This is a genomic window from Halobellus rarus (assembly GCF_024494595.1).
In the GTDB taxonomy this organism is placed as follows: Archaea; Halobacteriota; Halobacteria; order Halobacteriales; family Haloferacaceae; genus Haloquadratum; species Haloquadratum rarum.
This window is the reverse complement of the sequence record NZ_JANHDI010000013.1, coordinates 51821-73487: the sequence shown is the minus strand read 5'-3', so window position 1 is coordinate 73487 and position 21667 is coordinate 51821. Positions and strand designations below refer to the sequence as shown.

Sequence of the window (21667 nt, the reverse complement as noted above, 5' to 3'; positions counted from 1 at the left end):
CGGGCCGAGCCCGTCGCGTCAACTCGGAGAACCCGTCGGGATCCCGCTCCTCGTTACGACAGCTGAGAATCGGCCCGGAATCGTTTTACGGGCGTCCTTCGAGATTCCACTATGCGGATACCGAGCGGCGTCAGCGGGTTCGATCACCTGATTCAGGGGGGATTTCTTCCCGGACGCCTGTACGTGCTCTCCGGTCCGCCGGGGAGCGGGAAGACGACCTTCACCGCCCAGTTCGTCGCCGAGGGGCTCAGAAACGGGGAGAACTGCCTCTACGTCACGATGCACGAGTCCCGCGAGGAACTCGTCAACGACATGTCCAGCTACGAGTTCGGCTTCGAGACGCTCGCGGCCTCCGAGCAGTTCCGCTTCGTCAACCTGGCGAACAAGAAGGGCAAGCGGCTGTTGAGCCAGTCGTCGTCGAGCGGGAGCCCCTCCAGCGTTCAGAGCCTGACGGACAAGATCGTCGCGTTCGTGAACTCCCGCGACATCGACCGGCTGGTGATCGACTCGACGATGCTCCTCGAGCTCTTCTTCACCGACGGCGAAGAGGAGATGGCGCGGTTTCTCACCGCGCTGAAGGGCTGTGACGCGACGACGCTTCTCATCTCGGAGATGACCGACCCGAGCGCGTACTCCGACGAGCACTTTCTCGCCCACGGCGTCGTCTTCTTCCACAACTACCTGGAGGCGACCGGTATGACTCGCGGGATACAGGTCGTGAAGATGCGCGGGACCGACATCGACTGCGATATCCGGTCGCTGCGCTTCACCGACGAGGGGCTCGTCGTCGATCCGACGAAACGCGTGGACTTCTGAGATGTACGAACGCGCCTTCGACACCGGCTGGGACTCGCTGTCGGGCGAGGAGGCGATCCGCCGGATGTACGCGCTCGGCATCGCGACGGAACTCGGGCACCGATTCCCCGAGGAGCGCTCGCGGATCCGGGCACTCGCGTCGAGCGCCTACGAACGAAGCGTCTTGGATCTGGCGTTCGAGGAGGGGAAACGGGAGGTTCAGGAGGAACATCCCCACCACGAGAGCGCCGAGGAGACCTGGGAAGTCCTCGTCGAGGAATCGGACTCACCCGCCCCGTCACGAGAGTCGCTCCAGACCGACCGTCACTCGAACGACGTGCCCGACGCGGTCGGGCAACCGCCGCTGCTCGACGGATTCGATATCGACGACCTCGAACGACTCCGGTTGCCGTCGTTCCTCACGCGCGAAGAGTAGGGCGACCAGGCGAGGCTCGGGGAGAGGTTCTTGCCGCTTCGGCTCCAACGGGGCGTATGGAACACGACACAGACGACGAGCTCCCGACGTCGGACTCCGAGTGGCGCGAACGGCTCACCGACGAGGAGTACGAGATACTGCGCGAGCGCGGTACCGAACCGAAGTTCAGCGGCGAGTACCTCGACGTCCACGAGGACGGGACGTTCAGGTGCGCCGGCTGTGGTGCCCCGATCTTCGACAGCGAGACGAAGTTCGACTCGGGTTCCGGGTGGCCCTCCTTCTTCGACGCCGACGAGGAGGCGGTCGAGACCCGGACCGACACGCGACACGGGATGCGACGGGTCGAAGTCCTGTGCCGGAACTGCGGCGGCCATCTGGGGCACGTCTTCGACGACGGTCCGGAGCCGACCGGCAAACGCTACTGCATCAACTCGGCCGCCTTGGATTTCGACGCCGAGGAGTGACCCCGTCGGCGTCACGTCGACACGTCCGAGGGTGTAATCGACCGGTCCGGACGGCCGAGCCTACGTTTTCGACTCTCACTCCTCCGTCGCCAGGTTCGTCGTCAGAACCGGCGTCGTCGACCGCGCGACGACCTTCTGGGAGACGCTTCCCATCAGGTTGTTCGTGTAATCGCCGCTGCGGGTGCCCATCGTGATGAGGTCCGCGTCGATGGTCTCCGCGTACGCGAGGATCTGGTCCGCAGGGTCGCCCTCGCGAATCGCCGTCGTGACCTCGATTCCGGCCTCGCGCAGCCGGGCCGCGGCCCGATCGGTCGCGGCTTCGCCCTCGCCTTCCAGTTCCGCGAGCACGTCGGTCTTCATCTCGTCGTGCAGAGTGAGGAACGCTCTGTCGTCGATGACGTAGAGGACGTGGACGTCGGCCCCGCGCAGGTCGGCGATGTCGGCTGCGGTCTGGACGACTGCATCCATCGAGTCCGTCCCGTCCGTCGGCAGCAAGATTCTTCCGAACATATGGCTCTGTCGCACGTTTCACCTCCGGGGTCCTATATCCTCCTTTCTCGGTTCGCCAATCCGTCCGTCTTCGCGCCCCTCGATAAGCTCTCGCCCCCCCTTCATCTCGATCGAAAAACACGCTTCGAGTTGAGGGGTGTCTGGCTTCGAACAGGCCCGGGCGTTTATATCTGATTGGGCGGCCAGCGTCCCCGTGACGTAGAGACTGCCCCGCGTCGGGCCGCGGTTGCTCGGCACGTCGACGCGGGGAGCGACGGCGACGACGCGGTCGGCGTTGCGGAAACCGACCGCGCCGCTGGCGAGGACGCCGTCGCGAGCGGGTGCCGACTGTTCGCCACTTCGGGATGGACGTTGTTCCGCCGGGCCGCGCCCAGAGCCTCCAATTCCGCGGTCAGACAGCCGCGGCGTTGAAGTCGCTCCCGCCCTTCGCTACGAGCGATGGATCCGCGGTTCTTCCCGGAACGGTGGCCGACCCGACCCGAAACGGCCGTGTTCGTCTCGGGCGTCACGAGCATGGGTCTGGAGATCCTCGCCGGTCGGATCCTGGCCCCCGAGTTCGGCAACAGCATCTACACGTGGGGCGGCATCATCGGCGTCTTCCTCGCCGCGCTCAGCCTCGGCTACCACCGCGGCGGGAAGCGGGCGGCGACGAACGCCTCCCACAGCCGCCTCGTCGGGGTCTTTCTGGCGACGGCGCTCTACGTCGCGGGCGTCGTCCTCCTGGGCGACCTCGTCGTCCAGTCGACGGGCGTGTTGCCGCTTCCCAGCCAGTTCGCGTCGCTGCCGGCGATCACGCTTCTCTTCGGCCCGCCGACGTACCTCCTGGGATACGTGAGCCCCTACGCCGCCGAGCTGGCCGGCGGCGACGTCGGCGCGACCGCGGGCCACGTCTACGCCGTCGGGACCGTCGGGAGCATCGTGGGCGCGTTCGCGACGACCTACCTCCTCGTGCCGCTGCTGTCGGTGCCGCAGATCGGCCTCGTCCTCGGGCTTTCCGCGGTCCTCGCGGCGGCCGCGGTCGCCGCACCGGACCTCGACGGAACGACCGGAATCCGCGTCGGCGTCGTCGCCCTCGCTCTCGTCGTGGCGACGGCCACCGGCGGCCTCGGCCCGGGCGTCGGCGGCGACGTCGTCCACGCGGAGCAGACCGCCTACCAGGAACTCCGCGTCGTCGACCGCGGCGACACCCGGACGCTGTACCTCGACGGCCAACCGCACAGCGCGATGGACCTCGACGACCCGACGAGACACGTCTTCGAGTACACCCGTTACTTCCACGCGTCGCTGCTCTTCACCGACAGCGCCGACGACGTCGACCGCGTCCTGTTCGTCGGCGGCGGCGGCTTCACCGGCCCGCGGATCTTCCACGAGCAGTACCCGAACGTCACCGTCGACGTCGTCGAACTCGACCCCGCGGTCGTCGACGCCGCCGACGAGCACTTCGGCGTCCCCGACTCCGAACGGATGAACGTCCACGTCGGCGGCGGTCGCCAGTACCTCGAAGAGACGAATCACACCTACGACGTGGTCGTCCTCGACGCCTACCGGAAGGACAACGTGCCGTTTCAGCTGACGACGGTCGAGTTTATGCGACTCGCTTCCGAGCGCCTCGACGAGGACGGCGTTCTCGTCGCGAACGTCATCTCCGCGCCCAGCGGGCCCGCCTCGGAGTTCTACCGCGCGCAGTACAAGACGATGCGGCAGGCCTTCCCGCGCGTTTACAGCTTCCCGACCGCCGGCGGCCCGGTCGTGCAGAACATCGAGGTCGTCGCGACGAAGGACGGGACCCTTCTCACCCGCGAGGAGCTGCAGGCCCGCAGCGAGCGTCGCGACATCGGGATCGATCTCTCGTCGGATCTGTCCTCGTATCGAACCGACGAACCGACCGACGACGTGCCCGTACTCAGAGACGACCGCGCGCCGGTCGAGAGCCTCCTCGACGGAGCGGTCGGGCAGCGGTACGTCCGCGTCCGCGCGAACGAGTCCAACGGAACGAGCGTAGCGACCGCGACGGCGTAAGCAACCTCGAGAAGCGCGGAATCAACGCGCTCGAAGCCACGCGCCGGGACCTACGGCGAGCCGACGCCTCCGGGAACCGAGCGTCGGCACCGGCCCAGAAAACCGCGACCCTCCTCTACCGCGGCCGAGAGACCGTCTCTGAGCGCGGCCGCGAGACCACTGCCCGAGCGGATCGCGAACCTGCCCGCCCGCTTCCCTCCACCGGCGACCCGAGTCGCGGTCGTTCGGATTTTCCGGCCGATACGAGACGGTGCGACGGCGCTCGTCGTCGTCGCGAGGCACACCGCCGCGAGCGTCGGGATGGTGGCGGTCGACCGGAGCCGTGAGGTCGCCTCGACGTCGGGGTCGGCGGCGGGAGACTGGTCGGGAGTCGGAGTCGCGTACGGGTCCGGATCTCGCAAGTCGAGCAACACCTTCCGTGCGATGAACCTCGCGCCGTTCGGGAATTCTGGGGATGCGGGCGGCGCGGCGACGGCGTCCAGAACGTCGATCGGCTCCGGCGCGACGGTGAATCCGGTGACGTCGAACCGGTCCAGCCAGTCGGCGACGGCGTCCTGTTCGTCCGTCGCCGGGTGGACGACACAGGGCGTCCCCGCGACGGCGGCGTCCATAACCGTCGAGTATCCCGAACAGACGACGACGTCGGCCCCGCGGATGTACGGCAGCAGTGATTCGACCGGCGACCAGCCCTCGTCGGCGACGTTGAGGACGTCGTATCCCTGCCGCCGGAGATGATCTGAAACCCGAGACAGCGAGGAGTAGTGACTCGGCACCACGACGACGTCGGCGTGATCTTCGACCGGCGGTTCGCCGTCCAGCGCGACCGGTGGAATCCGAGTCGCGTCCTTCGGGTCCGCCGAGGACTCCGGCCAGACGACCGGGTAGAAGAACTCCCGGGCGGCCGAAAGCTGAAACAGGGTGTGGAACCGCGCCCCCGCCCGTTCGGCGAAGTCGTCGTACAGGCCCGGCATATCGTGTTTCAGCACGTACAGCGGGACGTCACAGCGGGTCGCTGCCATCGCGGCGAACATATCGTCGGTGACCAGCGCGTCCGGTTCGGTCGCCGAAAGCCACGCCTGATAGTCCGCAATCCGGCCGAGACTCGCCGGGAGACTTCGCTTTGTGGCCTGCCACAGCGACCCGTTCTGGTACGCGTCGATGTAGTCGACGTTCGTCGGTTCGAACTCGTCGTAGCCGTTGAGTGCGACGAACTCACGTCCGGCACCGCCACCCGCCATCCGCACTGACCCGCCGGCGGAGTCGATCGCCTCGGCGATGGCTAACATCCGCGTCGCGTGTCCCGCACCTTCGGGGTAGTGCGCGACGGCTATCGTCGGTGGCATTGGCTCTGTGGGGATGTTCGGATCGGCAGATATGGATCTTTTGGTGGATGCGGTTCGAGGTCCGAATCCCGCGCGCCCGAGTTACAAGCCGAACCCGCCCCAGCGGATGTACACCATCACCGCGACGATGCTGAGCTGCAGGACGCCCTGCACGCCGCTCAGTTTCGCGTTCCGCATCCCGATCGCGCCGATGAGATCGGCGTCGGGGTCCTCGGAGATCATCTCCAAGTACATCCGCGCCTCGCCGGGCAGCAGGATCCCGAACCCGGTGATCGTGAGCACGCTGACGATGACGAGCGCGAGAAGGATCGGTGCAGCCGGGACCGCGAACGTGCCGAGATTCGTCACGAGCGACGCGGCGCCGCCTCCCACGACGACCGCGAACAGCGCGAGCCATCGCCAGTCGGTGAAGGCGTCGAACTGGTAGCCGACCGCCAGCAAGGCCGGTCCCATCGCGACGACCGAGAACAGTCCGCCCCACGCGGCGAGACCGGGGAGTAATCCCATTTGCGCAGCCAACACCATCCCGCCGAAGATGGTCGTGAAGGCGAGCGTCGGCATCAGAAACGCCATCTTCGGCGTGAACCGCTGGAAGACCGCCGCTCGCTTCTCGACGTCGAGGCCGCCGAGAACCGGACCGAGAACCATCGCCATAAACAGGTCGATGCCCGTCCAGAGCACGCCGGCCATCACGTGGACGTACGTCAACTGCTCGACAGTACCGAACAGAACCGCGGCGACGAACAGGACAATCGGGATCAGGACCGCACCCGCGCCGAAGACTGGGTTCGCTCTGTTCGCCATCCCGCGAATCGTGCCTGTGACAGAAACGCTCACACTGTGGATCGAGCGAATGCGTGGTAAATATATTACCGGTTGTCACGATTATGTGCCGACACGCTCGTCGCGGTCCGATCGGTTCGCGCTGGTTCGACCGGTTCGTGCGTCGCTGCCGGGACGGGAATCAGCAAGCCCGCGTGCGCTCTACGGCTGTCGCTCTCGGGCGTAATTTGGTGGAAAATCGCGGATCGTGCGTCGCCGAGACGGCGACGGTCAGAACCGGATTAGACGCGGACGACGTTCGTCGCGCGGGGGCCCTTGGGGGCCTGTTCGATCTCGAATTCGATCTCCGTTCCCTCGGTGAGGTCCTCGCCGCCGACGTCTTCCATGTGGAAGAACACGTCCTCGTCCGCGTCCTCTGTCTCGATGAAACCGTAGCCGCCTGTGTCGTTGAAGAAATCAACCGTACCGTTTGCCATTGCAGATAGACGGACGCCCGAGGAACGCATAAGGCTTCGGTATTCGTTTTCAAAAGACTGCCTCTGATACACAACTGTCTCGGTGTCGGAGAACACAGTGAACGTTCTCGTGTGTGGTCGGTTCCGGCTGGAGAACGAAGATTGTTCGACGGATGGCGATTCGAATCCGACCGAACCCCCAGTTTCGAAAGCCTGCCTCCGACCGTATCCGGGCAGTCCCCCGCGAGCGTCTTTTCGGTCGCTACGCGCCGCGTGGGAAGTTCTCGATCGTCTCCGCGCGGAAGGCGTCCTCGTCGAACTCGTAGTCCTCCTCGAAGAACTCCAGAATCGTCTCGGTGTCGCGCATCGCGTTCTTCAGGCTCGTCGACGCTCCCGGCGAGGGCGTGATGTTGAAGATGATGTCGTCGCCGACGATCTTCGCCTCGCCCATATCGAGGGACCGCTCGCTCGTGTCGACGATCTGCGGTCGGACGCCGCCGTAACCCTTCGCGCGCTCGATGTCGTCGAGTTCGACGCTCGGGACGACCTTCTGGACCTCCGGGAGGAACGCCCGCCGCCCGAGTTCCGGCACGTCGTAGAGGAGGTTGGTGAGCACGTACGGGAGGAGGATCCGATCGGCGAGGATATTGGCGTAACTGAGGAAAGACGCGGCGTTCAGTCCGAACACGTCGAGGAAATCACTGACCGTCGAGACGCGACCGCGCTCCAGTGCGGGGACGAGTTTCGCCGTCGGCCCGAAGCGGGTGATACTCCCGTCGTGGACGTCGGCGTCGCCGTGGACCGCCGCGAACGGCAGTTTCTTCATCTGCAGCGTATAGACCTTCCCGTTCAGGAGATCGTCGGCGAGGAAGAAGCTCCCCGCGACCGGCAGCAACACCATATCCTCGCCGTAGCCCAATTCCTTCGCGATCTGGAGGCTGTGGGAGCCGGCGGCGACGACCGCGACCTCGCAGTCGAACGGACCACGGCCGGTCGTGAGCGTGTAGCCTTCGGTGTTCTCCGTGACGTCTTCGACCTTCGTGTCGGTGAACACGTCGACGTTCGCCTCCTCGCGCGCATTCTCGACCATCGACTTCGCGGTCTCGCCGTAGTCGACGACGTAGCCGTCCGGCGTCTGCAACGCGAGCATCTCTACGTCGGGATCGCGGTCCTCGACGACCTTCGGCTCGATTTCGCCGATCTCATCGCGACCGATCGGTTCGAGTTTCGGATAGAGGTCGCCGAAGCCCTCCTCGTGGTACCGGCGTTCGAGTTTGTCGACCTCCTCCCCGCCGACGCCGAGCACCATCTTGCTTCGCTTCGCGTGCATCTCTCGGTCGGGGTCGTGATTCTCCAGATACCCCGCCAGCAGTTCCGCGCCCGTCTTGACGCCTTCGGCTTTCTCGAGGGTGTAGTTCGTCTCGATGTCTCCGAAGTGAAGCGTCTGTGAGTTGTTCGTGTGGTGGGAGTTGATCGCCGCGATCTCGGACTCCTTCTCGATCAGCGCGATCGAATCGATGTCCGTGAACTTCGCAGTGGTGTACAGAAGCGATGCCCCGCTGATGCCGCCGCCGACGATAACGAGATCGTACTTTCCAGACATAATCGATTCCTGTGAGGGTGTCTACCTCGTCGAGTGCACTCCAGCGGGATAACTCCATATTTTTCCGACTGGCGGTTAGACGATCGACGAAGTGGTTTTTCGACGGAATTGGCGTCTCCGGGAGCGACGCCGTGGCGGATCGTCGTGAGAGCGCCGCGGCGGTACCACGGGGGGTCCCGAGGAGGACGGGCGTCGCCGTCCTCACTCGGTCTCGAAGACGAACTTCGCGCCGCCGGATCGGCCGGATTCGACGGTCATCTGCCACCCGTGTCCCCCGGCGATTTCGTTGACGATCGCCAGTCCGAATCCGGTCCCGTCCGCGTCGGTCGTGTACCCGTGTGCGAGGACGTCTTCTCGGTCCTCCTCGGGGATTCCGGGGCCGTCGTCCTCGACGGCGAACCCCGAGTCGGCCGACGTCACGCGGACGGTGACGTCGTCGCCGCCGTGCTCGACCGCGTTCGTAAAGAGGTTCTCGAACAACTGCTGCAGTCGGTCCGGATCGGCCTCGATCTCCGCTGCGGTGTCGATCTGAAGCGTGGCGTCCGCCGTCGCCGTGCTCGTCCACGCACCGTGCGCGACCGCCGCCAGATCCACGGAACGGACCGCGTCGACCGACGCGCCCTCGCGAGCGAGTTCGAGGAGGTTCGCGATCAACTCCTCCATCCTGTCGAGCGCGTCCTCGACTCGTACGAGCGCCGCCTCGTCGCCCTCGCGGGCCAGTTCGAGGTAGCCATCGGCCACCGAGAGCGGGTTTCGGAGGTCGTGGGAGACGATGCTGGTGAACGTCTCGAGCCGCTCGTTCTGCTGTTGGAGCCGCGCCTCGCGTTCGGCGCGTTCCATCGCGGCCTCGACGTTCGCGGCCAGGATCTTTGCGAGCGAGAAGTCCGACTCGTCGAACGCGTGCGGGCTCTGTGCACCGATCAGCAGGACGCCGAACCCGTTCAGCGGGACGATCAGTTCGCTCGCCAGCGTCGAGTCGTCGTTGTACGCCCCGCGTTCGGCACTCAGATCACCAACGTAGCGGGGCGTCCCGCTCTCGAAGACTTCCCACGCGATGGCTTCGCCCGCACGGATCGTCGGTGGTGCACCGATCAGGTCGTCCATCCGTTCGGTGTGCGCGACCGGACAGAGGGCCTCCCTTTCGCTGTCGTACTGGTGGATGCTGGTAAAGTCGAGTTTGAGGATCGCCTCGGCGGCGTCGACGGCCGTTCGCGCGACCCCCTCGATCGAACCGATAGTCATCAGCTCCCGCGTCGCCTCGTGGAGTGAGGTCATCCGCTCCTCGTACCGGTGTTCGGCGGTGACGTCCGTGTAGACGGCGTACCCGTCGGCGGCCCAGGACGTGGCGTCGAGCGGTATCGCCTGCAACCGGAACACGCGGACCTCGCCGCCGGCAGTCCGCCGAGTCAGGCCGTCGATCTCGAACTGGTCGCCGCGGTTCGCTCGCTCGCTGATCACGCCTGCCATCCCTTCGTCCTCGCTGGGGACGATGACGTCGTCGATGCATCTTCCCCGGACAGCGTCGAGATCGAGCCCGAACGTCTCACAGAAGGCGGGGTTGACATCGCGCACGAGCGGCCGGTCGTCGACGAACTCGATCTCGGCGATGCAGTCGGAACTGTTCTCGAACAGCGCCATCATCTTATCGCGTTCGGTCACGACTTGCTCCTCGCGTTCGCGTCGCTGGCCGTCGTAAAAACCGACCGCGAGCCCCGCGACGGCGCCCATCGAGACGACGTGGCTGAACAGAATGTGCGGCTTGATCTGCCCCTGTGCGACCTGGAAGTAGTACACCCAGCCGGTGATCCCGAACAGCGACACCGCGCCGAGAACGCTCCACGCCGTCGAGCGCGTGACGAACTCCTCTGGGACGGAGTCGTCGCTGACGAGGAGCAGGCCCGCGGCGACGAGTCCGAGATTGAGAACCAGCGGCAGAGAGTTCTCGACGAGGGTGAGAACCAGCGGATCGCCCTGCAGCGCGAAATCTTCGTAGACGTCGAAAAGCGTGACGGTGGCGAGTAACGCTCCGAGCGTCGAGAGCGCACCGCCACCGACGATCCGTCGCTTCGAGTCGACACTCATCTACTCGGATCGAGGGGCAACGACCTCAAAACGTTTCGGTCCGCGCGGACCGGTGCCTCGATCAGTGACCGTCGTCCGTCGCTTCCCGTCCGATCCCGCAGATGCCGAGTAACTCACCGTCGTCTTCTATCGGTGATCCGGTGAACTCGTACTCCCGGCTCTCCCCGTTCTTCGGGGAGAGTTCGGCCGTGACGGTGACCTGCCGACGATCGGAGATCGCGGTCTCGATCGCGTCGGCGACGCGTGGTGCGTCGTCGTCGAACAGGGCCAGCGGCGACAGTTCCTCGAGTTCGTCGCCCGAGTAGCCGGTCGCCTCCTCGACGCGGTCGTTCCAGCGGAGGAAGTTCAGGTCCTCGTCGAAGACGTAGAACAGGTCGCCGAGCGCGTCCAGTACCGTGCGCAGAAACTGCTGTTCGCGGCGGAGTTCGCGCTCCCGGGCCTTCCGGTCGGAGATGTCGCGGACGATGCAGACGTGGCCACCGTCGTCCATCTCGGTGAGTGCGAGCCGCTCGGGGACCCGCTCGCCGTGCTTCGTGACGCCGACCGATTCGCCGACCCAGGTCCCGCGCCGTTCCAGCGCCGGCAGGATCTCGTCGTGGAACCGTTCGGTCTCCTCCTCGGGGTAGAGTTTCTCCCAGTGGTCGCCGACGAGTTCCATCGGGTCTCTGTCGTAGACCTCCGCGTACGAGCGGTTCACGTAGCGGTAGGTGCCGTCCTCGCCGATGATCCCGATCCCCTCCCGTGCGGACTCTATCGCCAGGAACCCGCGGTAGACTTCCTCTTCGGCCCGACGTCGTTTCACCGCCTGCTCGATCCGGTTCGCGAGCACGGCGTACTGATCGGTCCCACGCTCCTTCTGGAGATACTCGGTGACGCCCGCCGAGATCGCTTCGCTGGCGATCTCTTCGGAACCCTTCCCGGTGAAGAGCACGAACGGGAGCTCCGGGTCCCGCTCGCGGACGATTTCGAGGAACTCCAGGCCGTTCTGTCCGGGCATATCGTAGTCGCTGACGACGCAGTCGACGTCGTGTTCGTCCAGGGCGGCCCGTCCCTCTTCGACGGTCGTCTCGGTCAGCACTCGGATCGAACTCGACTCACGTTCGAGAAACGTCGCGGCCAGATCGACGAAGGCCGCGTCGTCGTCGACGTGCAGGACCGTAATCGCCGCCCCCCGGGCGACGATGTCGAGATGATTCAGTGAGGCCCCCTCTCTCACGGTCATTTGTGTGTCGGAATCTCTGACACCGTATCAAAAGGCTATTGAAATGTCATCCACTCACATACACAATCGCGAGACGAATCTACGCTGTCGAAATATTCCGCGGAGGCGAGCTCTCAGACCCGATGAGACGCTGGGGCGATCGCGGAATACACAAACGCATATTGAGGTGTCGGTGTGCTATCTTGTCACGCTCACTCGTTCCTCCGGCACTTCGTGCGTTTCTTCTACGGCGGGCGGCACCACGAGGTATGGGCTTTGGAAGCTACGACGAATCCGAGCAAAAGGAGCAGACCACCGAGGAGGACGACGACAGCGAGGCGGTCAACGTCCACGAGCACGACCACGACGGCGACGTCAACGTCGAATCCGACGTCGACACCGACGCGCTCGTCGACCGGCTCGGCGAGATGCGCGAGGAGTAGCGCGGTCGCGACGACCGGCCGCGAGCGCGCGACGCGCCGTTCCGCCCCTGGTGGCGTAACGACCTCTCTTCTCGGCCCGGGGGGAGTAGCGACCTCTTTCCTCGACTGTCGTGAACCCGTTCGCCCGAGCGTCGATCGGTTCCGTGACCGGACCGCCGCTACTGTTTCATCGGGGGTCGTCCTCGTCCGGGAACCCCTCGACGATCTCGACGCCGGACGACGCGCCGATCCGTTCCGCGCCCGCGTCGAGCATCGCCGTCGCCTCCTCGTAGGATCCGATCCCGCCGCTGGCTTTGACCGGCAGGTACTCCGCCATCAGTTCGACGTCGGCGACGGTGGCCCCGCCGTCGGCGAATCCGGTCGACGTCTTCACGAAGTCGGCACCGGCGTCGGCGGCCGCCTCGCAGGCGCGGTGCGTCTCCTCGTCGTCCAGCAGCGCCGTCTCGATGATGACTTTCACCGGGACGGGGACCGCCGCGACGACTTCCGCGACGTCGGCGGCGACGGCCTCGTCCTCGCCGGCCTTCAGGCGACCGACGTTGAGCACCATATCCACCTCGTCCGCGCCGGACTGCCAGGCGTCGACGGCCTCGCCGTGCTTCGCCGCCGTCGAGTGCTGGCCGTGCGGGAATCCGACGACCGTCGCGAGCGTCACGTCGGGCGCGTACGCCGCCGCCTCCGGCACGTAACACGGCGGGATGCAGGCGTTCATCCCGTACGCCTCCGCCTCGTCGAGGACGGTCTCGACGGCATCGAGCGTCGTCGTCGGCCCCAGCACCGTGTGGTCGATGCGCGCGGCGAACTCCGTTCTGTTCATACCGTCACCTGGACACCGAGCGAGAAAAAGCGAGGGGTCGCAATAGTGAAGTACGACAGCCGACAACACAAGCGGAGACGACGCTCGATCAATGACACCGATATTTGGGTACGGCAGTCTGATCCTCCCGACGAGTCTGATATCCAGGTTCGAGAACGTCGATCCGACGCTCGACGACGTCTACGAGGGCAACACCGAGCGGAACGTCAGGGCGAACGCCCTGGAGAAGTGGGAGGAGCGACGGGAGCGCATCGTGTACGTCCCCGCGAAGATACGGGGATTCCGCCGGTACTACTCGCTCGAATCCGATCGGGGAGGGACGATGTTGGAGGCCGTCCGGACCGACGATCCCGACGACTGGATCAACGGCGTCCTCGTATTTGGGCTGACCGCGGAGGAGAAAAACCAGATCAGGGAGACGGAGACCCCGTACGACTACACCGGCGTTCGGGACCCGGAACTGGAGTACTACGTCGATCCGGACCGCTTCGACGAGTACGACGTCACCGACATTTCGGAGGTCCGATTGTTCGCAAACAGCGCCGAGAGTGCAGACATCACCGCGGAGAAACCGCGAAACGGGACGTATCACAGCCGGATCGTCAACGGCATTATGATGATCGGAGAGACGTACGGCTCGGCGGTGGCCACGGAGTTCTACAGGGACTTCTGTGCGAGCACGTACGAAACCGCGTACGACTCGACTGACGCGACCGATTTCAACACGGTCGCGGAGAACGACGAGATCTCGGGTGATTCAGCGTGGACGGTGCGAGAGTAGTCTCGAAGACGATTTCGGACTTCCGGAACCACTGTTTCGAAGAGGGCGACAAGTTCCGGTACGCGGCGATCGTCCCGCAGTCGACGCTCTCGGGGCTGGACGACACCGAGGAGTACGAGTACGTCGAGCTGTCCGCCCCGCAAGCGGACGCCGACGGGACACTGGCGCAGATCATCGCTTTCAGCGACGATCACGACGTCGCGGAGTTCTCGACGGACGAGGGTCGGCCGTGGGCCTGCATCCGGACCAGGCTCCAGCGGGAGATCGGCCTCGATCCGGACGACGGCGACGAGGACGAGAATATGGAGGTCGTGATCCGCGAGTGCGACACGGAGACGCTGGACGACCTGACCGTCCACCGCGTCTCGGCGTGGGAGCAGGAGGATCGCGACATCACGACCGAAGGGCTCGCCGGATACATCTCCGCGGGCGACATGGACGATACGGACGCGTTGCAGCGGGGCGACGTCTGTGAACTGATCAACCCGAAGACGGGCGCTCGAATCCAGTTGCCGATCGAAACGTACGATCACAAGGGCCGGAAAGACAACACGATCAGGATCAACGGCATCACCCGGAAGCTCCTCCGCGTGGACTCGAAAGACGAGGGCGACACCAACGAGGTCAGACTCCGGATACTCACCGAAGTCGACGAGGCGGAGGGAATCCTGGAACGGGCCTCGAAGTGGCTCGGCCGGCGGTTCGTCGATTACAGTTACTCGAACTTCCGCGTCCTGCCGGGGTACGACCGGGACGAGGGCCGAAACGTCGTCCGGATGAACGAGGACGCGATGAAGGGGCTCGGCATCGAGGAGAACGACCGCGTGCTCCTGAGTTGGCTGCGGGACGAGAAGCGACGGCGCAACGTCCGCTGTCAGTCCGGTTGGGAGGAGGACACAGACCTCGAACCCGAGGCCACGCCGGACAGTTCCTACGGCGAGGAGGAGTCGCTGTCCGTCCGGATCCCGAGCACCGAGCGCGACAACCTGAACATCAGCGTCGGCGACAGTATTCAGATACGTCGAGATATGCGGTATCAGGCCGGAAAACAGGTGTCGCTGTCGGCCTTCGGTATCCTGGGCGTGATCGTCGGAACCGGCCAACTCATAAATATGGTCTTCCAGCGGATCACGCTCGCCTACGTCGTCTCGTCGGTGACTCTCGTCCTCGTGCTGTCGGTACTCACCGTCTGGCTCGTGATGAACCCGATCCGGCAGAAATGCCGGACACCCGAGTAAGCCGTCGGCACCCGCGGTCGTCGCGAGTCTCTGCCGTCGAATGAGCCCCGGACCTCCGCGGTCGAGTTGGTCCCGGATTCCCGACGCCGAGTTCGTCTCGGGGCGGGGGTCGGACCGGTTCGGTACCGTTTTGCCCGCGGGTCCGGATCCGCCAGTATGGCGATACTCCCGGAAGGGTTCGCGCTACCGCCCCCGACGTACCTCGTGGCGCTCCTCGCCGCCGCCGCGGTCGTCGCACGCGCCGCGCTCCGACGACGTCCGGCAGTCACGACCGCTCGCGTCCTCGCCTTAGCGCCCTGGATGGCCCTGGGGTCCGCACTGCACGTCCTCTACGTCGAGGATGCGCTCCCGACGCTCGCTCGCCCGCTCGCGGGAACGCCCGCCGTGTACGTCACCGTGGCCGTCGCCGCCGTCGGTGCCTGGCTCGTCGCGGACGCCGTCCTCAACGCGGACCGCGTCGCCCGCGCCCTCGCGCTCGTCGGCGGCGTCCTCGCGCTCGTCGCCGTCGTCCGCGTCCTCGCCGTCGGTGCGGCCGCGGGCACGTTGTCTCCGGTCGTCCCCGCAGGCAGCCTCGTCGTCGCCGCGATCCTCGCCGCCGTCGTCTGGTTCGCGCTCACCCGCGTCGCTCCGGAGACCCGGGCCACCGGCGCGCTCGGCGCCTTCGCGGTCTTCGCGCACGTTCTCGACGGCGTCTCGACGGCCGCCGGGATCGATCTCCTGGGGTTCGGCGAGCGAACCCCGCTCTCGCGGCTCATCGTCGACTTCGCCGCCGGGCTACCGACCGAACCGATGCTGGGGTCGGGGTGGCTGTTCGTCTTGGTCAAGATCGCGGTCGCCTCGCTCGTGGTGTGGCTCTTCGCCGACCTCGTCGAGACGGACCCGACGGAGGCGCGGCTGCTGCTCGGCTTCGTCGCGGCCGTCGGGTTCGGACCGGCGACGCACAACGTCCTGTTGTTCACGATCAGCGCGCCCGCGTGAGCGGTGCGGTAGCGCCGCCCGGCGCGTGAGCGACGTGTCGCCGGCGGCCGTCTCGCCCCGCGTTTCCCGCCTCGGGGGATGACTTCCGTTGGCGGAATCAGCGGTATTTATCTGCTAGCAACCGCAGCGAGTAATTGTATCACGCCCCCCGCGTATGATCGACGACGTCCCTCCACGTAGCCGGCGCACATTCGTCGTGCTGCTGTTGCTCACCGTCGCCCTCTCCGCGTTCGTCTGGGCCTCGGGAGCCGCTGTGATCGACAACGAGCCACAGGTAAGCGCCAACGTGAGCGAGCGATACCACTCGGTTGACACCCTCACAGCGACCCGCTCAGTCGTGGTTCGGACCAACGGGACGGCGGCCACGCGCTCCGTCGCCGACGTGACGCTCGTTCCCGGGACCGACCGCGAGCGCGTCAGGTTTCGCCGAGCCGGATCAAACCGCTACGAGCGGCGCGTCTCCAACGGTTCGGTCCTGTGGCTCTACGACCGCGACCGGCAGGCCGTCACGGTCGTCAACCTCACCGGACCGCCGACGAGATCGGTGCTGCCCGGCCGGCTCCAGCGACTCGTCGCGGAAGCCGGACTGACAGATCCGTCCGGGCGACCACAGCAACCGGGCGTCGCACCGCTTCCGGTCGTACCGCGGCGCGACGGCGCGCAGCCAACCCCTGGCGCTACCGGAGAGTACACCGTCGAGTACGTCGAGACGACCTCGGTCGACGACCGTGAGGCCTACGTTCTCAGCGTCACCCCGACTGCGAACCACACGGACGAGGGGTATCGACAGCGACTCTGGCTCGACACGGAACGCTTCTATCCGCTCCGCACGCAGACCGCGTGGACCGCCGACGGAACTCGGCGGTCGGTCACGACCACCTACACCAACGTGACGTTCGACGCGTCGGTCCCGGCGGCCGCGTTCCGTCCCGACTTCGGCCCCGGAACGACACTCGAGCGGCTCGAAACCCCCGACACCGAGTGGTATCGCAGCGCTGCTCGGCTCTCCGCTCGGAGTTCGATCGCCGTTCCGGAGCCGTCGGTCCCGTCCGAGTTCACGCTGACGTACGCCACTCGTACGACCGGGCGCGTAGAGGGGGTCGGACTCCGGTACGCGACCGAGGGACGCCGACTCACGGTCGCCAAGTACAACTTCACCTACGCGCCCGACGGGGACGAGCGCGACCTCACGATCGACGGCCGGCCGGCGACGCTCGATCGCGGGCCGACGACCTCGCTGTCGTGGGCGTGCGACCGGTACCGATACACGGTGCGCGGCACGGGTATCGAGACGGAGCGGCTGATCGCGGTGGGTCAGTCGATCGGCTGTCCAGCCGGGTAAGCGCCTTCGCTCTCGCGAGCCGCAACGACGCACTCGATCCGCCTCCGGCCGCGTCCGCGTCGGGAACTTCTGACTCGGAAACTGCGCCCGCCATTATATCTCCCGCCGTTCCCTCCCGTCGAGTGCGATGGACACAGCCGACGGACGCCGGGCGGTGAGACCGATTGTGCCCCCCTTTCGCCCGTCGTCGATGTCTCCGTCGTCACCGCACCCCCGCTGACGTGTTCCTGCGCCCTCCGCCGGAACTTCGCTCTCCGAAACCGCCCGCTCCGGCGTCGAGTTCCCGTTCGCGGTCTCGCATCGAGCCGGTTCGGCACCTCCGACAGGGACGGGCACCCGCTGGATATGTCCGACAGGGACGGGCACCCACGCTCACGACACTCGTCGCGCGGAATTTCTGGGAGAGAAATCTGTGGGGCTTTTTATTTCACCGGCGATCATTCAGTCGATACGTGAGTGAGGACCCGGCACTCGGTGACGTTCTCGACGTCCTCAGCGACGAGTACGCCCGGGCGATCCTCGCTGCAACGAGTGTCAATCCAATGTCTGCACAGCAACTCGCCGACGAGTGCGAGATGTCCAAACCGACAGTGTATCGGCGGGTCGAACGGCTACGGGACCACGATCTCATCGAGGAACGCACGGAGATACAAGACGACGGGAACCACTACAGCGTCTACGCGGCGACGCTCGCGGCGTTCTCCGTCGAACTGGAGGACGGATCCTTCGAGGCCGACGTGACGCGACGCGAACCCGAGTCCTTCCCGGGGGAGCGCGAGGCCGACCCCGCCGATCGCTTCGCAAGGATGTGGGAGGACCTCTGAGATGTTCCCACTGGCTGCCGTCATCGACTGGCTGATCGGCGCGTTGTCCCTCGGGTCGACACTCGTCGGTGGATACGTCGGCTACCAGGCGTACCGGGGCTACCGCCGACACGACAGTCGAACGATGCGGGCGCTCTCTGTCGGCCTGCTCTTGCTCACCACCGTCGCGTTCGGGATCGCGTTCGGCGGATCACTGCTCCTCCGGGAGGGATACCTCGGCCTGCAGTACCAGCGTCCACTGACACTCGTGACGCGGGCCCTGCAGTTTCTCGGGGTCCTTCTCATCGCGTACTCGCTCCACGCTCGGGAGTGAGCCTGTCGGCTATCGCCACCGCAGAACGCTCGCCGTTTCGAGGTCGAAAAAGCGCTCTTCGAGTCCAGCCTGGGGTCCCCGCGGATAGAGAGGCACGGACTGCCACGTCGATCCCCGATAAATAGTCGGGGTGGTTTCGGAGCGAGAAACTGTGCATACCGTCTCTTGTGGGTGCGGTCCGCAGACGATCGTATGTTGGACGTTCGGTGGAATTCAAGCGACCCTCCGTGCGATCAGTCGAACGGCCGGCGTTCCGGACCGGTCGTTCCGCGCGCTGAAACGTCAGCTGACTCCCGCAACGCGGGCACCCCGCGCAGGTGACCGATGTCGGGTTTGCTACCTGCCCGTCGATCGGTCGATCACCCACCGCGGAATCGAACCGAGATCGTCGTCGACGGAAGCGGATCGGGCACGGTGCTTTCCGTCTTGGCCTCGGAGACCGCCCACGCGATTCTCAGCACTCTGCGGGAGGAACCACAGCCGGTCTCTGCGATCGCCGAAACGGTCGAGACGTCGCTTCAAAACACGAGGTATCACGTCGAGCGCCTCTGCGAGGCCGGGTTCGTCGAGCCGGTCGACACGTGGTATTCGCCGAAAGGGAGGGAAATGACCGTGTACGGGTTACTGATCGATCGGCTCGTCATCCGGTTCGAGGACGGTTCTCGGTCGGGAGATCCGGCCGCTGATTGATACCGATCGACGCCGCCGACCGCGCAACGCTGCCTTCGGTTCGTCCGAGCGTTTTTGTCGCTAGCCCGCTTCCCCTCGGAGACATGCCCCGCGTCATCTGTGCCGGCCACGTGAACTGGGACGTGACCCTCCGCGTCGAGGCGCTGCCGGATCCGGACGGCGAGGTCGCGGTCGACTCTCGACGCTCCGGCGGGGGCGGCAGCGCCGCGAACGTGGCCACCGGACTCGCAGACCTCGACGTCGGTCCGGTACTGTTCGGTAGCGTCGGCGACGACGAACACGGGCGGGCCGCGCGCGAGGAACTCGCCGGCGCCGGCGTCGACGTCGACCAAGTGGTCACCGACTCCGAGGCCGAGACCACCACGAAGTACATCATCGTCGAACCCTCCGGCGAAGTGATGGTCCTCGGCTGTTCGGGGGCCAACGAGTCGTTCGCGGCCGACGACCTCCCCGAGTCGGCGTTGGCCGCCGCGGACCACCTCCACATGACGAGTCAGGCTCCCGAGACGGCGATCCGCCTCGCCGAGCGCGCCCGCGAACGCGACGTCCCGGTGAGTTTCGATCCCGGGCGACGGATCGATCAGCGGGGGTACGGCCCCGCGATCACGTCCGTCGATTACCTCTTCTTGAACGACCGGGAGGCCGCGCTGGCCCTCGACGCGTTCGACCTCGAAGCGCAGACGCTCGTCCTCAAACACGGTCCCGACGGGGCCGAGATCCGACGGGGCGACGGCCGCACCGCTCACCCCGGCTATCCGATCGAGGTGGTCGACACGACCGGCGCCGGCGACGCGTTCGCCGCGGGGTTCATCGCCGCGAACGTCGGCGGCGCGGGCGACGACCGCGCCCTTGCAGTCGCGAACGCCTGCGGGGCGCTGGCGTCGAAAGCCCCCGGCGCGCGGACGTCCCTCACCTGGGAGGACGTCCGGGCGTTCCTCGGCGAGTGAGAAATCGCGCGTCCCTCGACGTGGCGTGTCCCCCTGAGAATTAGATCCGGCGCGCCCCTCCGAGAATGAGACGCGTACGTCCCCCCGGCGGGCGAAGCGGCCGGTCGCGTATCAGGAGCGTTTTTGACCTTCGGCGGTGACGTGTGCGTACTCGTGCTCTCTGCGTCCGCCGCCACAGATCTCCTCGCCGAGACGTCGTTATCTGTGCTCGCCACCGTAGCCCCGGCCCTGGCTGGTCTCGGTGGGAGTGGCGGCGACGTCGGTCGGTTCGTCCTCGTCTGCGTCGCTTGCGGGCTTCTCGGTGCGGTGGTGATGGACTTCCCGATGTCGAAGCAGGAAGACGGGTTCGCGCCGGCGTACGTCGCCGCCGCGCTCCTCCGACGCACGCCGCCGGGGGAGGTCCCCTTCCGCGAGGCGGTCGTCGTCCACCACGCCACGGGCGCCATCGCGGGTGGACTGTACGCAGTCGTGTTTCTGCTGTCGGCCGCGGTCCTCCCCGCCGGTGCCGTCGTCGGCGGCGTCGAGGCGATTCCGCACGTCGTCGCGGCCGCCGCGGTCGCGGCGTTCGTCTACGGGTTCTTCGCCCACGTGGTGCTCCCTCGCGCGGGCCGGGGCATCTACGAGGAACGGGCGACGGCGGTTCGCGGGCAGTGGCTCCGATCCGCGGTCGTCTTCGGCGTCGCAATCGGCGTGACCGTTCCGGTCCTCACGAGCGTTCTGTAGCAACTGGACGCCGGTCGTCTCACACCGGGCGTCAAGCCGCAATCGACGGCGGCGTCGTTCACTCCCCTTCGAGACCGGTACAGGCGGTCCAGTCCGTTTCGACGCGGCACTGACCGCGTCGTTTTTCACCGCCTCGCGTGAGATGGCGGTATGGCCAAACAGCCGCATCTGCTCGTCGAACCGGGCGACGTCCACGACACCGCGCTCATCCCGGGCGACCCCGGGCGCGTCGACCGCATCGCCGCGCAGTGTGACGACCCCGAAACGGTCGCGGAGAACCGCGAGTACAAGGTCGTGAACGCGACCTACGGGGGCGTGCCGCTGACGGTCTGCTCGACCGGAATCGGCTGTCCCTCCGCCGCCATCGCCGTCGAGGAACTCTCCCGCGTCGGCGTCGAGACCGCGATCCGCGTCGGGACGACGGGCGCGCTCCAGCGCGGCATCGAGATCGGCGACATGGTCGTCGCGACCGGCGCGGCGAAGGAGGAGGGCACCTCGAAGCGCTACGAGGACGCCGTGATCCCGGCCGTCCCCGACTACGACGTGCTGTCGGCGCTCGTCGACTCGGCGGAGGAGCGGGGGGAGGACGTCCACGTCGGGCCGATCGTCTCCGACGACGCGTTCTACAACGAGAGCGACGCCTACGTCGAGGAGTGGGAGGCGGCGAACCTGCTGGCGATCGAGATGGAGGCCGCGGCGGTCTTCTCGCTCGCGCGGCGGAAGGGCCTCGCGGCGGGCGCGATCTGCACCGTCGACGGCAACCTCGTCGAGGGGACGCAGAAGGGGGCCGACTCCGATTCGGAACTCCCCGAGAAGGCGAAGAACAACGTCGAGCGCGCGATCGCGCTGACGCTCGACGCCGTCGTCGACCTAGCGTAGG

General features: G+C 66.4%; 23 protein-coding genes. 15 read left to right on the top strand and 8 right to left on the bottom strand.

Translation table 11 applies throughout. The features are described from left to right. Positions 1-111 precede the first annotated feature (111 nt). From NO876_RS15240 to msrB, 3 genes are read left to right on the top strand one after another with little or no spacing between them, the layout of a single operon-like run. Positions 112-816, top strand: a complete 705-nt coding sequence (locus NO876_RS15240; RefSeq protein ID WP_256422524.1) for an RAD55 family ATPase — start codon at positions 112-114, stop codon at positions 814-816. Position 817: 1 nt separating this feature from the next. Then, positions 818-1231 (top strand): DUF8057 family protein, encoded by a 414-nt coding sequence (locus NO876_RS15235; RefSeq protein ID WP_256422523.1) that lies wholly within the window; start codon positions 818-820, stop codon positions 1229-1231. A gap of 56 nt (positions 1232-1287) precedes the next feature. Further along, positions 1288-1695 (top strand): peptide-methionine (R)-S-oxide reductase MsrB, encoded by a 408-nt coding sequence (gene msrB / locus NO876_RS15230; RefSeq protein ID WP_256422522.1) that lies wholly within the window; start codon positions 1288-1290, stop codon positions 1693-1695. Between the two features lie 75 nt (positions 1696-1770). On the opposite strand, the gene NO876_RS15225 is transcribed toward msrB, so the two are convergent. Then, a complete protein-coding gene (locus NO876_RS15225; RefSeq protein ID WP_256422521.1) occupies positions 1771-2205 on the bottom strand; it encodes a universal stress protein in 435 nt (144 codons plus the stop codon). A gap of 438 nt (positions 2206-2643) precedes the next feature. On the opposite strand from NO876_RS15225, the gene NO876_RS15220 reads away from it, so the two are divergent. After that, positions 2644-4224: a spermidine synthase gene (locus tag NO876_RS15220; protein ID WP_256422520.1), complete on the top strand. Its 1581-nt coding sequence runs from the start codon at positions 2644-2646 to the stop codon at positions 4222-4224. A gap of 50 nt (positions 4225-4274) precedes the next feature. Here the strand turns inward: NO876_RS15220 and NO876_RS15215 are convergent, their stop codons facing one another. From NO876_RS15215 to NO876_RS15190, 6 genes are all read right to left on the bottom strand, one after another. Further along, positions 4275-5567, bottom strand: coding sequence for a glycosyltransferase (locus NO876_RS15215; protein ID WP_256422519.1), 1293 nt, complete (start codon positions 5565-5567; stop codon positions 4275-4277). 81 nt (positions 5568-5648) lie between these two features. Beyond that, positions 5649-6404: a hypothetical protein gene (locus NO876_RS15210; RefSeq protein WP_256422518.1), complete on the bottom strand. Its 756-nt coding sequence runs from the start codon at positions 6402-6404 to the stop codon at positions 5649-5651. A gap of 227 nt (positions 6405-6631) precedes the next feature. Continuing rightward, complete coding sequence (locus tag NO876_RS15205) at positions 6632-6826, bottom strand: cold-shock protein (RefSeq protein WP_049987241.1); 195 nt, start codon at positions 6824-6826, stop codon at positions 6632-6634. Between the two features lie 241 nt (positions 6827-7067). Further along, positions 7068-8408, bottom strand: coding sequence for an FAD-dependent oxidoreductase (locus NO876_RS15200; RefSeq protein ID WP_256422517.1), 1341 nt, complete (start codon positions 8406-8408; stop codon positions 7068-7070). A gap of 201 nt (positions 8409-8609) precedes the next feature. Next, a complete protein-coding gene (locus tag NO876_RS15195) occupies positions 8610-10490 on the bottom strand; it encodes a PAS domain-containing sensor histidine kinase (protein ID WP_256422516.1) in 1881 nt (626 codons plus the stop codon). A 61-nt stretch (positions 10491-10551) separates the two neighbouring features. Next, on the bottom strand, positions 10552-11712 hold the full coding sequence (locus NO876_RS15190) for a PAS domain-containing response regulator (RefSeq protein WP_256422515.1): 1161 nt from the start codon (positions 11710-11712) through the stop codon (positions 10552-10554). A gap of 248 nt (positions 11713-11960) precedes the next feature. On the opposite strand from NO876_RS15190, the gene NO876_RS15185 reads away from it, so the two are divergent. Next, positions 11961-12134: a DUF5786 family protein gene (locus NO876_RS15185; protein WP_256422514.1), complete on the top strand. Its 174-nt coding sequence runs from the start codon at positions 11961-11963 to the stop codon at positions 12132-12134. A 166-nt stretch (positions 12135-12300) separates the two neighbouring features. On the opposite strand, the gene deoC is transcribed toward NO876_RS15185, so the two are convergent. Then, positions 12301-12951, bottom strand: a complete 651-nt coding sequence (gene deoC / locus NO876_RS15180) for a deoxyribose-phosphate aldolase (RefSeq protein ID WP_256422513.1) — start codon at positions 12949-12951, stop codon at positions 12301-12303. A gap of 91 nt (positions 12952-13042) precedes the next feature. Here deoC and NO876_RS15175 point away from each other — a divergent pair, with 91 nt between their 5' ends. From NO876_RS15175 to NO876_RS15130, 10 genes are all read left to right on the top strand, one after another. Next, the gene (locus NO876_RS15175) at positions 13043-13732 is read left to right on the top strand and encodes a hypothetical protein (RefSeq protein ID WP_256422512.1); all 690 of its coding nucleotides are present in this window, start codon (positions 13043-13045) and stop codon (positions 13730-13732) included. After that, complete coding sequence (locus NO876_RS15170; RefSeq protein ID WP_256422511.1) at positions 13714-14970, top strand: hypothetical protein; 1257 nt, start codon at positions 13714-13716, stop codon at positions 14968-14970. The genes NO876_RS15175 and NO876_RS15170 overlap by 19 nt, the downstream gene beginning before the upstream one ends. Before the next feature lie 156 nt (positions 14971-15126). Next, positions 15127-15948 carry a DUF63 family protein gene (locus tag NO876_RS15165; protein WP_256422510.1) on the top strand — a complete coding sequence of 274 codons (822 nt, stop codon included), beginning with the start codon at positions 15127-15129 and terminating at the stop codon, positions 15946-15948. A 154-nt stretch (positions 15949-16102) separates the two neighbouring features. Further along, positions 16103-17290: a LolA family protein gene (locus NO876_RS15160; RefSeq protein ID WP_256422509.1), complete on the top strand. Its 1188-nt coding sequence runs from the start codon at positions 16103-16105 to the stop codon at positions 17288-17290. 452 nt (positions 17291-17742) lie between these two features. After that, positions 17743-18114 (top strand): ArsR/SmtB family transcription factor, encoded by a 372-nt coding sequence (locus tag NO876_RS15155; RefSeq protein WP_256422508.1) that lies wholly within the window; start codon positions 17743-17745, stop codon positions 18112-18114. A gap of 1 nt (position 18115) precedes the next feature. Continuing rightward, positions 18116-18427: a DUF7521 family protein gene (locus tag NO876_RS15150; RefSeq protein WP_256422507.1), complete on the top strand. Its 312-nt coding sequence runs from the start codon at positions 18116-18118 to the stop codon at positions 18425-18427. 324 nt (positions 18428-18751) lie between these two features. Further along, on the top strand, positions 18752-19117 hold the full coding sequence (locus NO876_RS15145) for an ArsR/SmtB family transcription factor (RefSeq protein WP_256422506.1): 366 nt from the start codon (positions 18752-18754) through the stop codon (positions 19115-19117). A gap of 83 nt (positions 19118-19200) precedes the next feature. Continuing rightward, positions 19201-20064, top strand: coding sequence for an ATP-dependent ribose-1-phosphate kinase (locus NO876_RS15140; RefSeq protein ID WP_256422505.1), 864 nt, complete (start codon positions 19201-19203; stop codon positions 20062-20064). A 153-nt stretch (positions 20065-20217) separates the two neighbouring features. Beyond that, positions 20218-20787 carry a hypothetical protein gene (locus NO876_RS15135; protein WP_256422504.1) on the top strand — a complete coding sequence of 190 codons (570 nt, stop codon included), beginning with the start codon at positions 20218-20220 and terminating at the stop codon, positions 20785-20787. Positions 20788-20937: 150 nt separating this feature from the next. Further along, the gene (locus tag NO876_RS15130; RefSeq protein ID WP_256422503.1) at positions 20938-21666 is read left to right on the top strand and encodes a guanosine phosphorylase; all 729 of its coding nucleotides are present in this window, start codon (positions 20938-20940) and stop codon (positions 21664-21666) included. Position 21667 lies beyond the last annotated feature (1 nt).

Excerpts from the sequence above, each read along its gene's own strand:
- NO876_RS15240 (WP_256422524.1), top strand. The coding sequence starts at position 112 with ATGCGGATACCGAGCGGCGTCAGCGGGTTCGATCACCTGATTCAGGGG.
- NO876_RS15235 (WP_256422523.1), top strand. The coding sequence starts at position 818 with ATGTACGAACGCGCCTTCGACACCGGCTGGGACTCGCTGTCGGGCGAG.
- msrB (WP_256422522.1), top strand. The coding sequence starts at position 1,288 with ATGGAACACGACACAGACGACGAGCTCCCGACGTCGGACTCCGAGTGG.
- NO876_RS15225 (WP_256422521.1), bottom strand. The coding sequence starts at position 2,205 with ATGTTCGGAAGAATCTTGCTGCCGACGGACGGGACGGACTCGATGGAT.
- NO876_RS15220 (WP_256422520.1), top strand. The coding sequence starts at position 2,644 with ATGGATCCGCGGTTCTTCCCGGAACGGTGGCCGACCCGACCCGAAACG.
- NO876_RS15215 (WP_256422519.1), bottom strand. The coding sequence starts at position 5,567 with ATGCCACCGACGATAGCCGTCGCGCACTACCCCGAAGGTGCGGGACAC.
- NO876_RS15205 (WP_049987241.1), bottom strand. The coding sequence starts at position 6,826 with ATGGCAAACGGTACGGTTGATTTCTTCAACGACACAGGCGGCTACGGT.
- NO876_RS15200 (WP_256422517.1), bottom strand. The coding sequence starts at position 8,408 with ATGTCTGGAAAGTACGATCTCGTTATCGTCGGCGGCGGCATCAGCGGG.
- NO876_RS15195 (WP_256422516.1), bottom strand. The coding sequence starts at position 10,490 with ATGAGTGTCGACTCGAAGCGACGGATCGTCGGTGGCGGTGCGCTCTCG.
- NO876_RS15190 (WP_256422515.1), bottom strand. The coding sequence starts at position 11,712 with ATGACCGTGAGAGAGGGGGCCTCACTGAATCATCTCGACATCGTCGCC.
- NO876_RS15185 (WP_256422514.1), top strand. The coding sequence starts at position 11,961 with ATGGGCTTTGGAAGCTACGACGAATCCGAGCAAAAGGAGCAGACCACC.
- deoC (WP_256422513.1), bottom strand. The coding sequence starts at position 12,951 with ATGAACAGAACGGAGTTCGCCGCGCGCATCGACCACACGGTGCTGGGG.
- NO876_RS15175 (WP_256422512.1), top strand. The coding sequence starts at position 13,043 with ATGACACCGATATTTGGGTACGGCAGTCTGATCCTCCCGACGAGTCTG.
- NO876_RS15165 (WP_256422510.1), top strand. The coding sequence starts at position 15,127 with ATGGCGATACTCCCGGAAGGGTTCGCGCTACCGCCCCCGACGTACCTC.
- NO876_RS15160 (WP_256422509.1), top strand. The coding sequence starts at position 16,103 with ATGATCGACGACGTCCCTCCACGTAGCCGGCGCACATTCGTCGTGCTG.
- NO876_RS15150 (WP_256422507.1), top strand. The coding sequence starts at position 18,116 with ATGTTCCCACTGGCTGCCGTCATCGACTGGCTGATCGGCGCGTTGTCC.
- NO876_RS15145 (WP_256422506.1), top strand. The coding sequence starts at position 18,752 with ATGTCGGGTTTGCTACCTGCCCGTCGATCGGTCGATCACCCACCGCGG.
- NO876_RS15140 (WP_256422505.1), top strand. The coding sequence starts at position 19,201 with ATGCCCCGCGTCATCTGTGCCGGCCACGTGAACTGGGACGTGACCCTC.
- NO876_RS15130 (WP_256422503.1), top strand. The coding sequence starts at position 20,938 with ATGGCCAAACAGCCGCATCTGCTCGTCGAACCGGGCGACGTCCACGAC.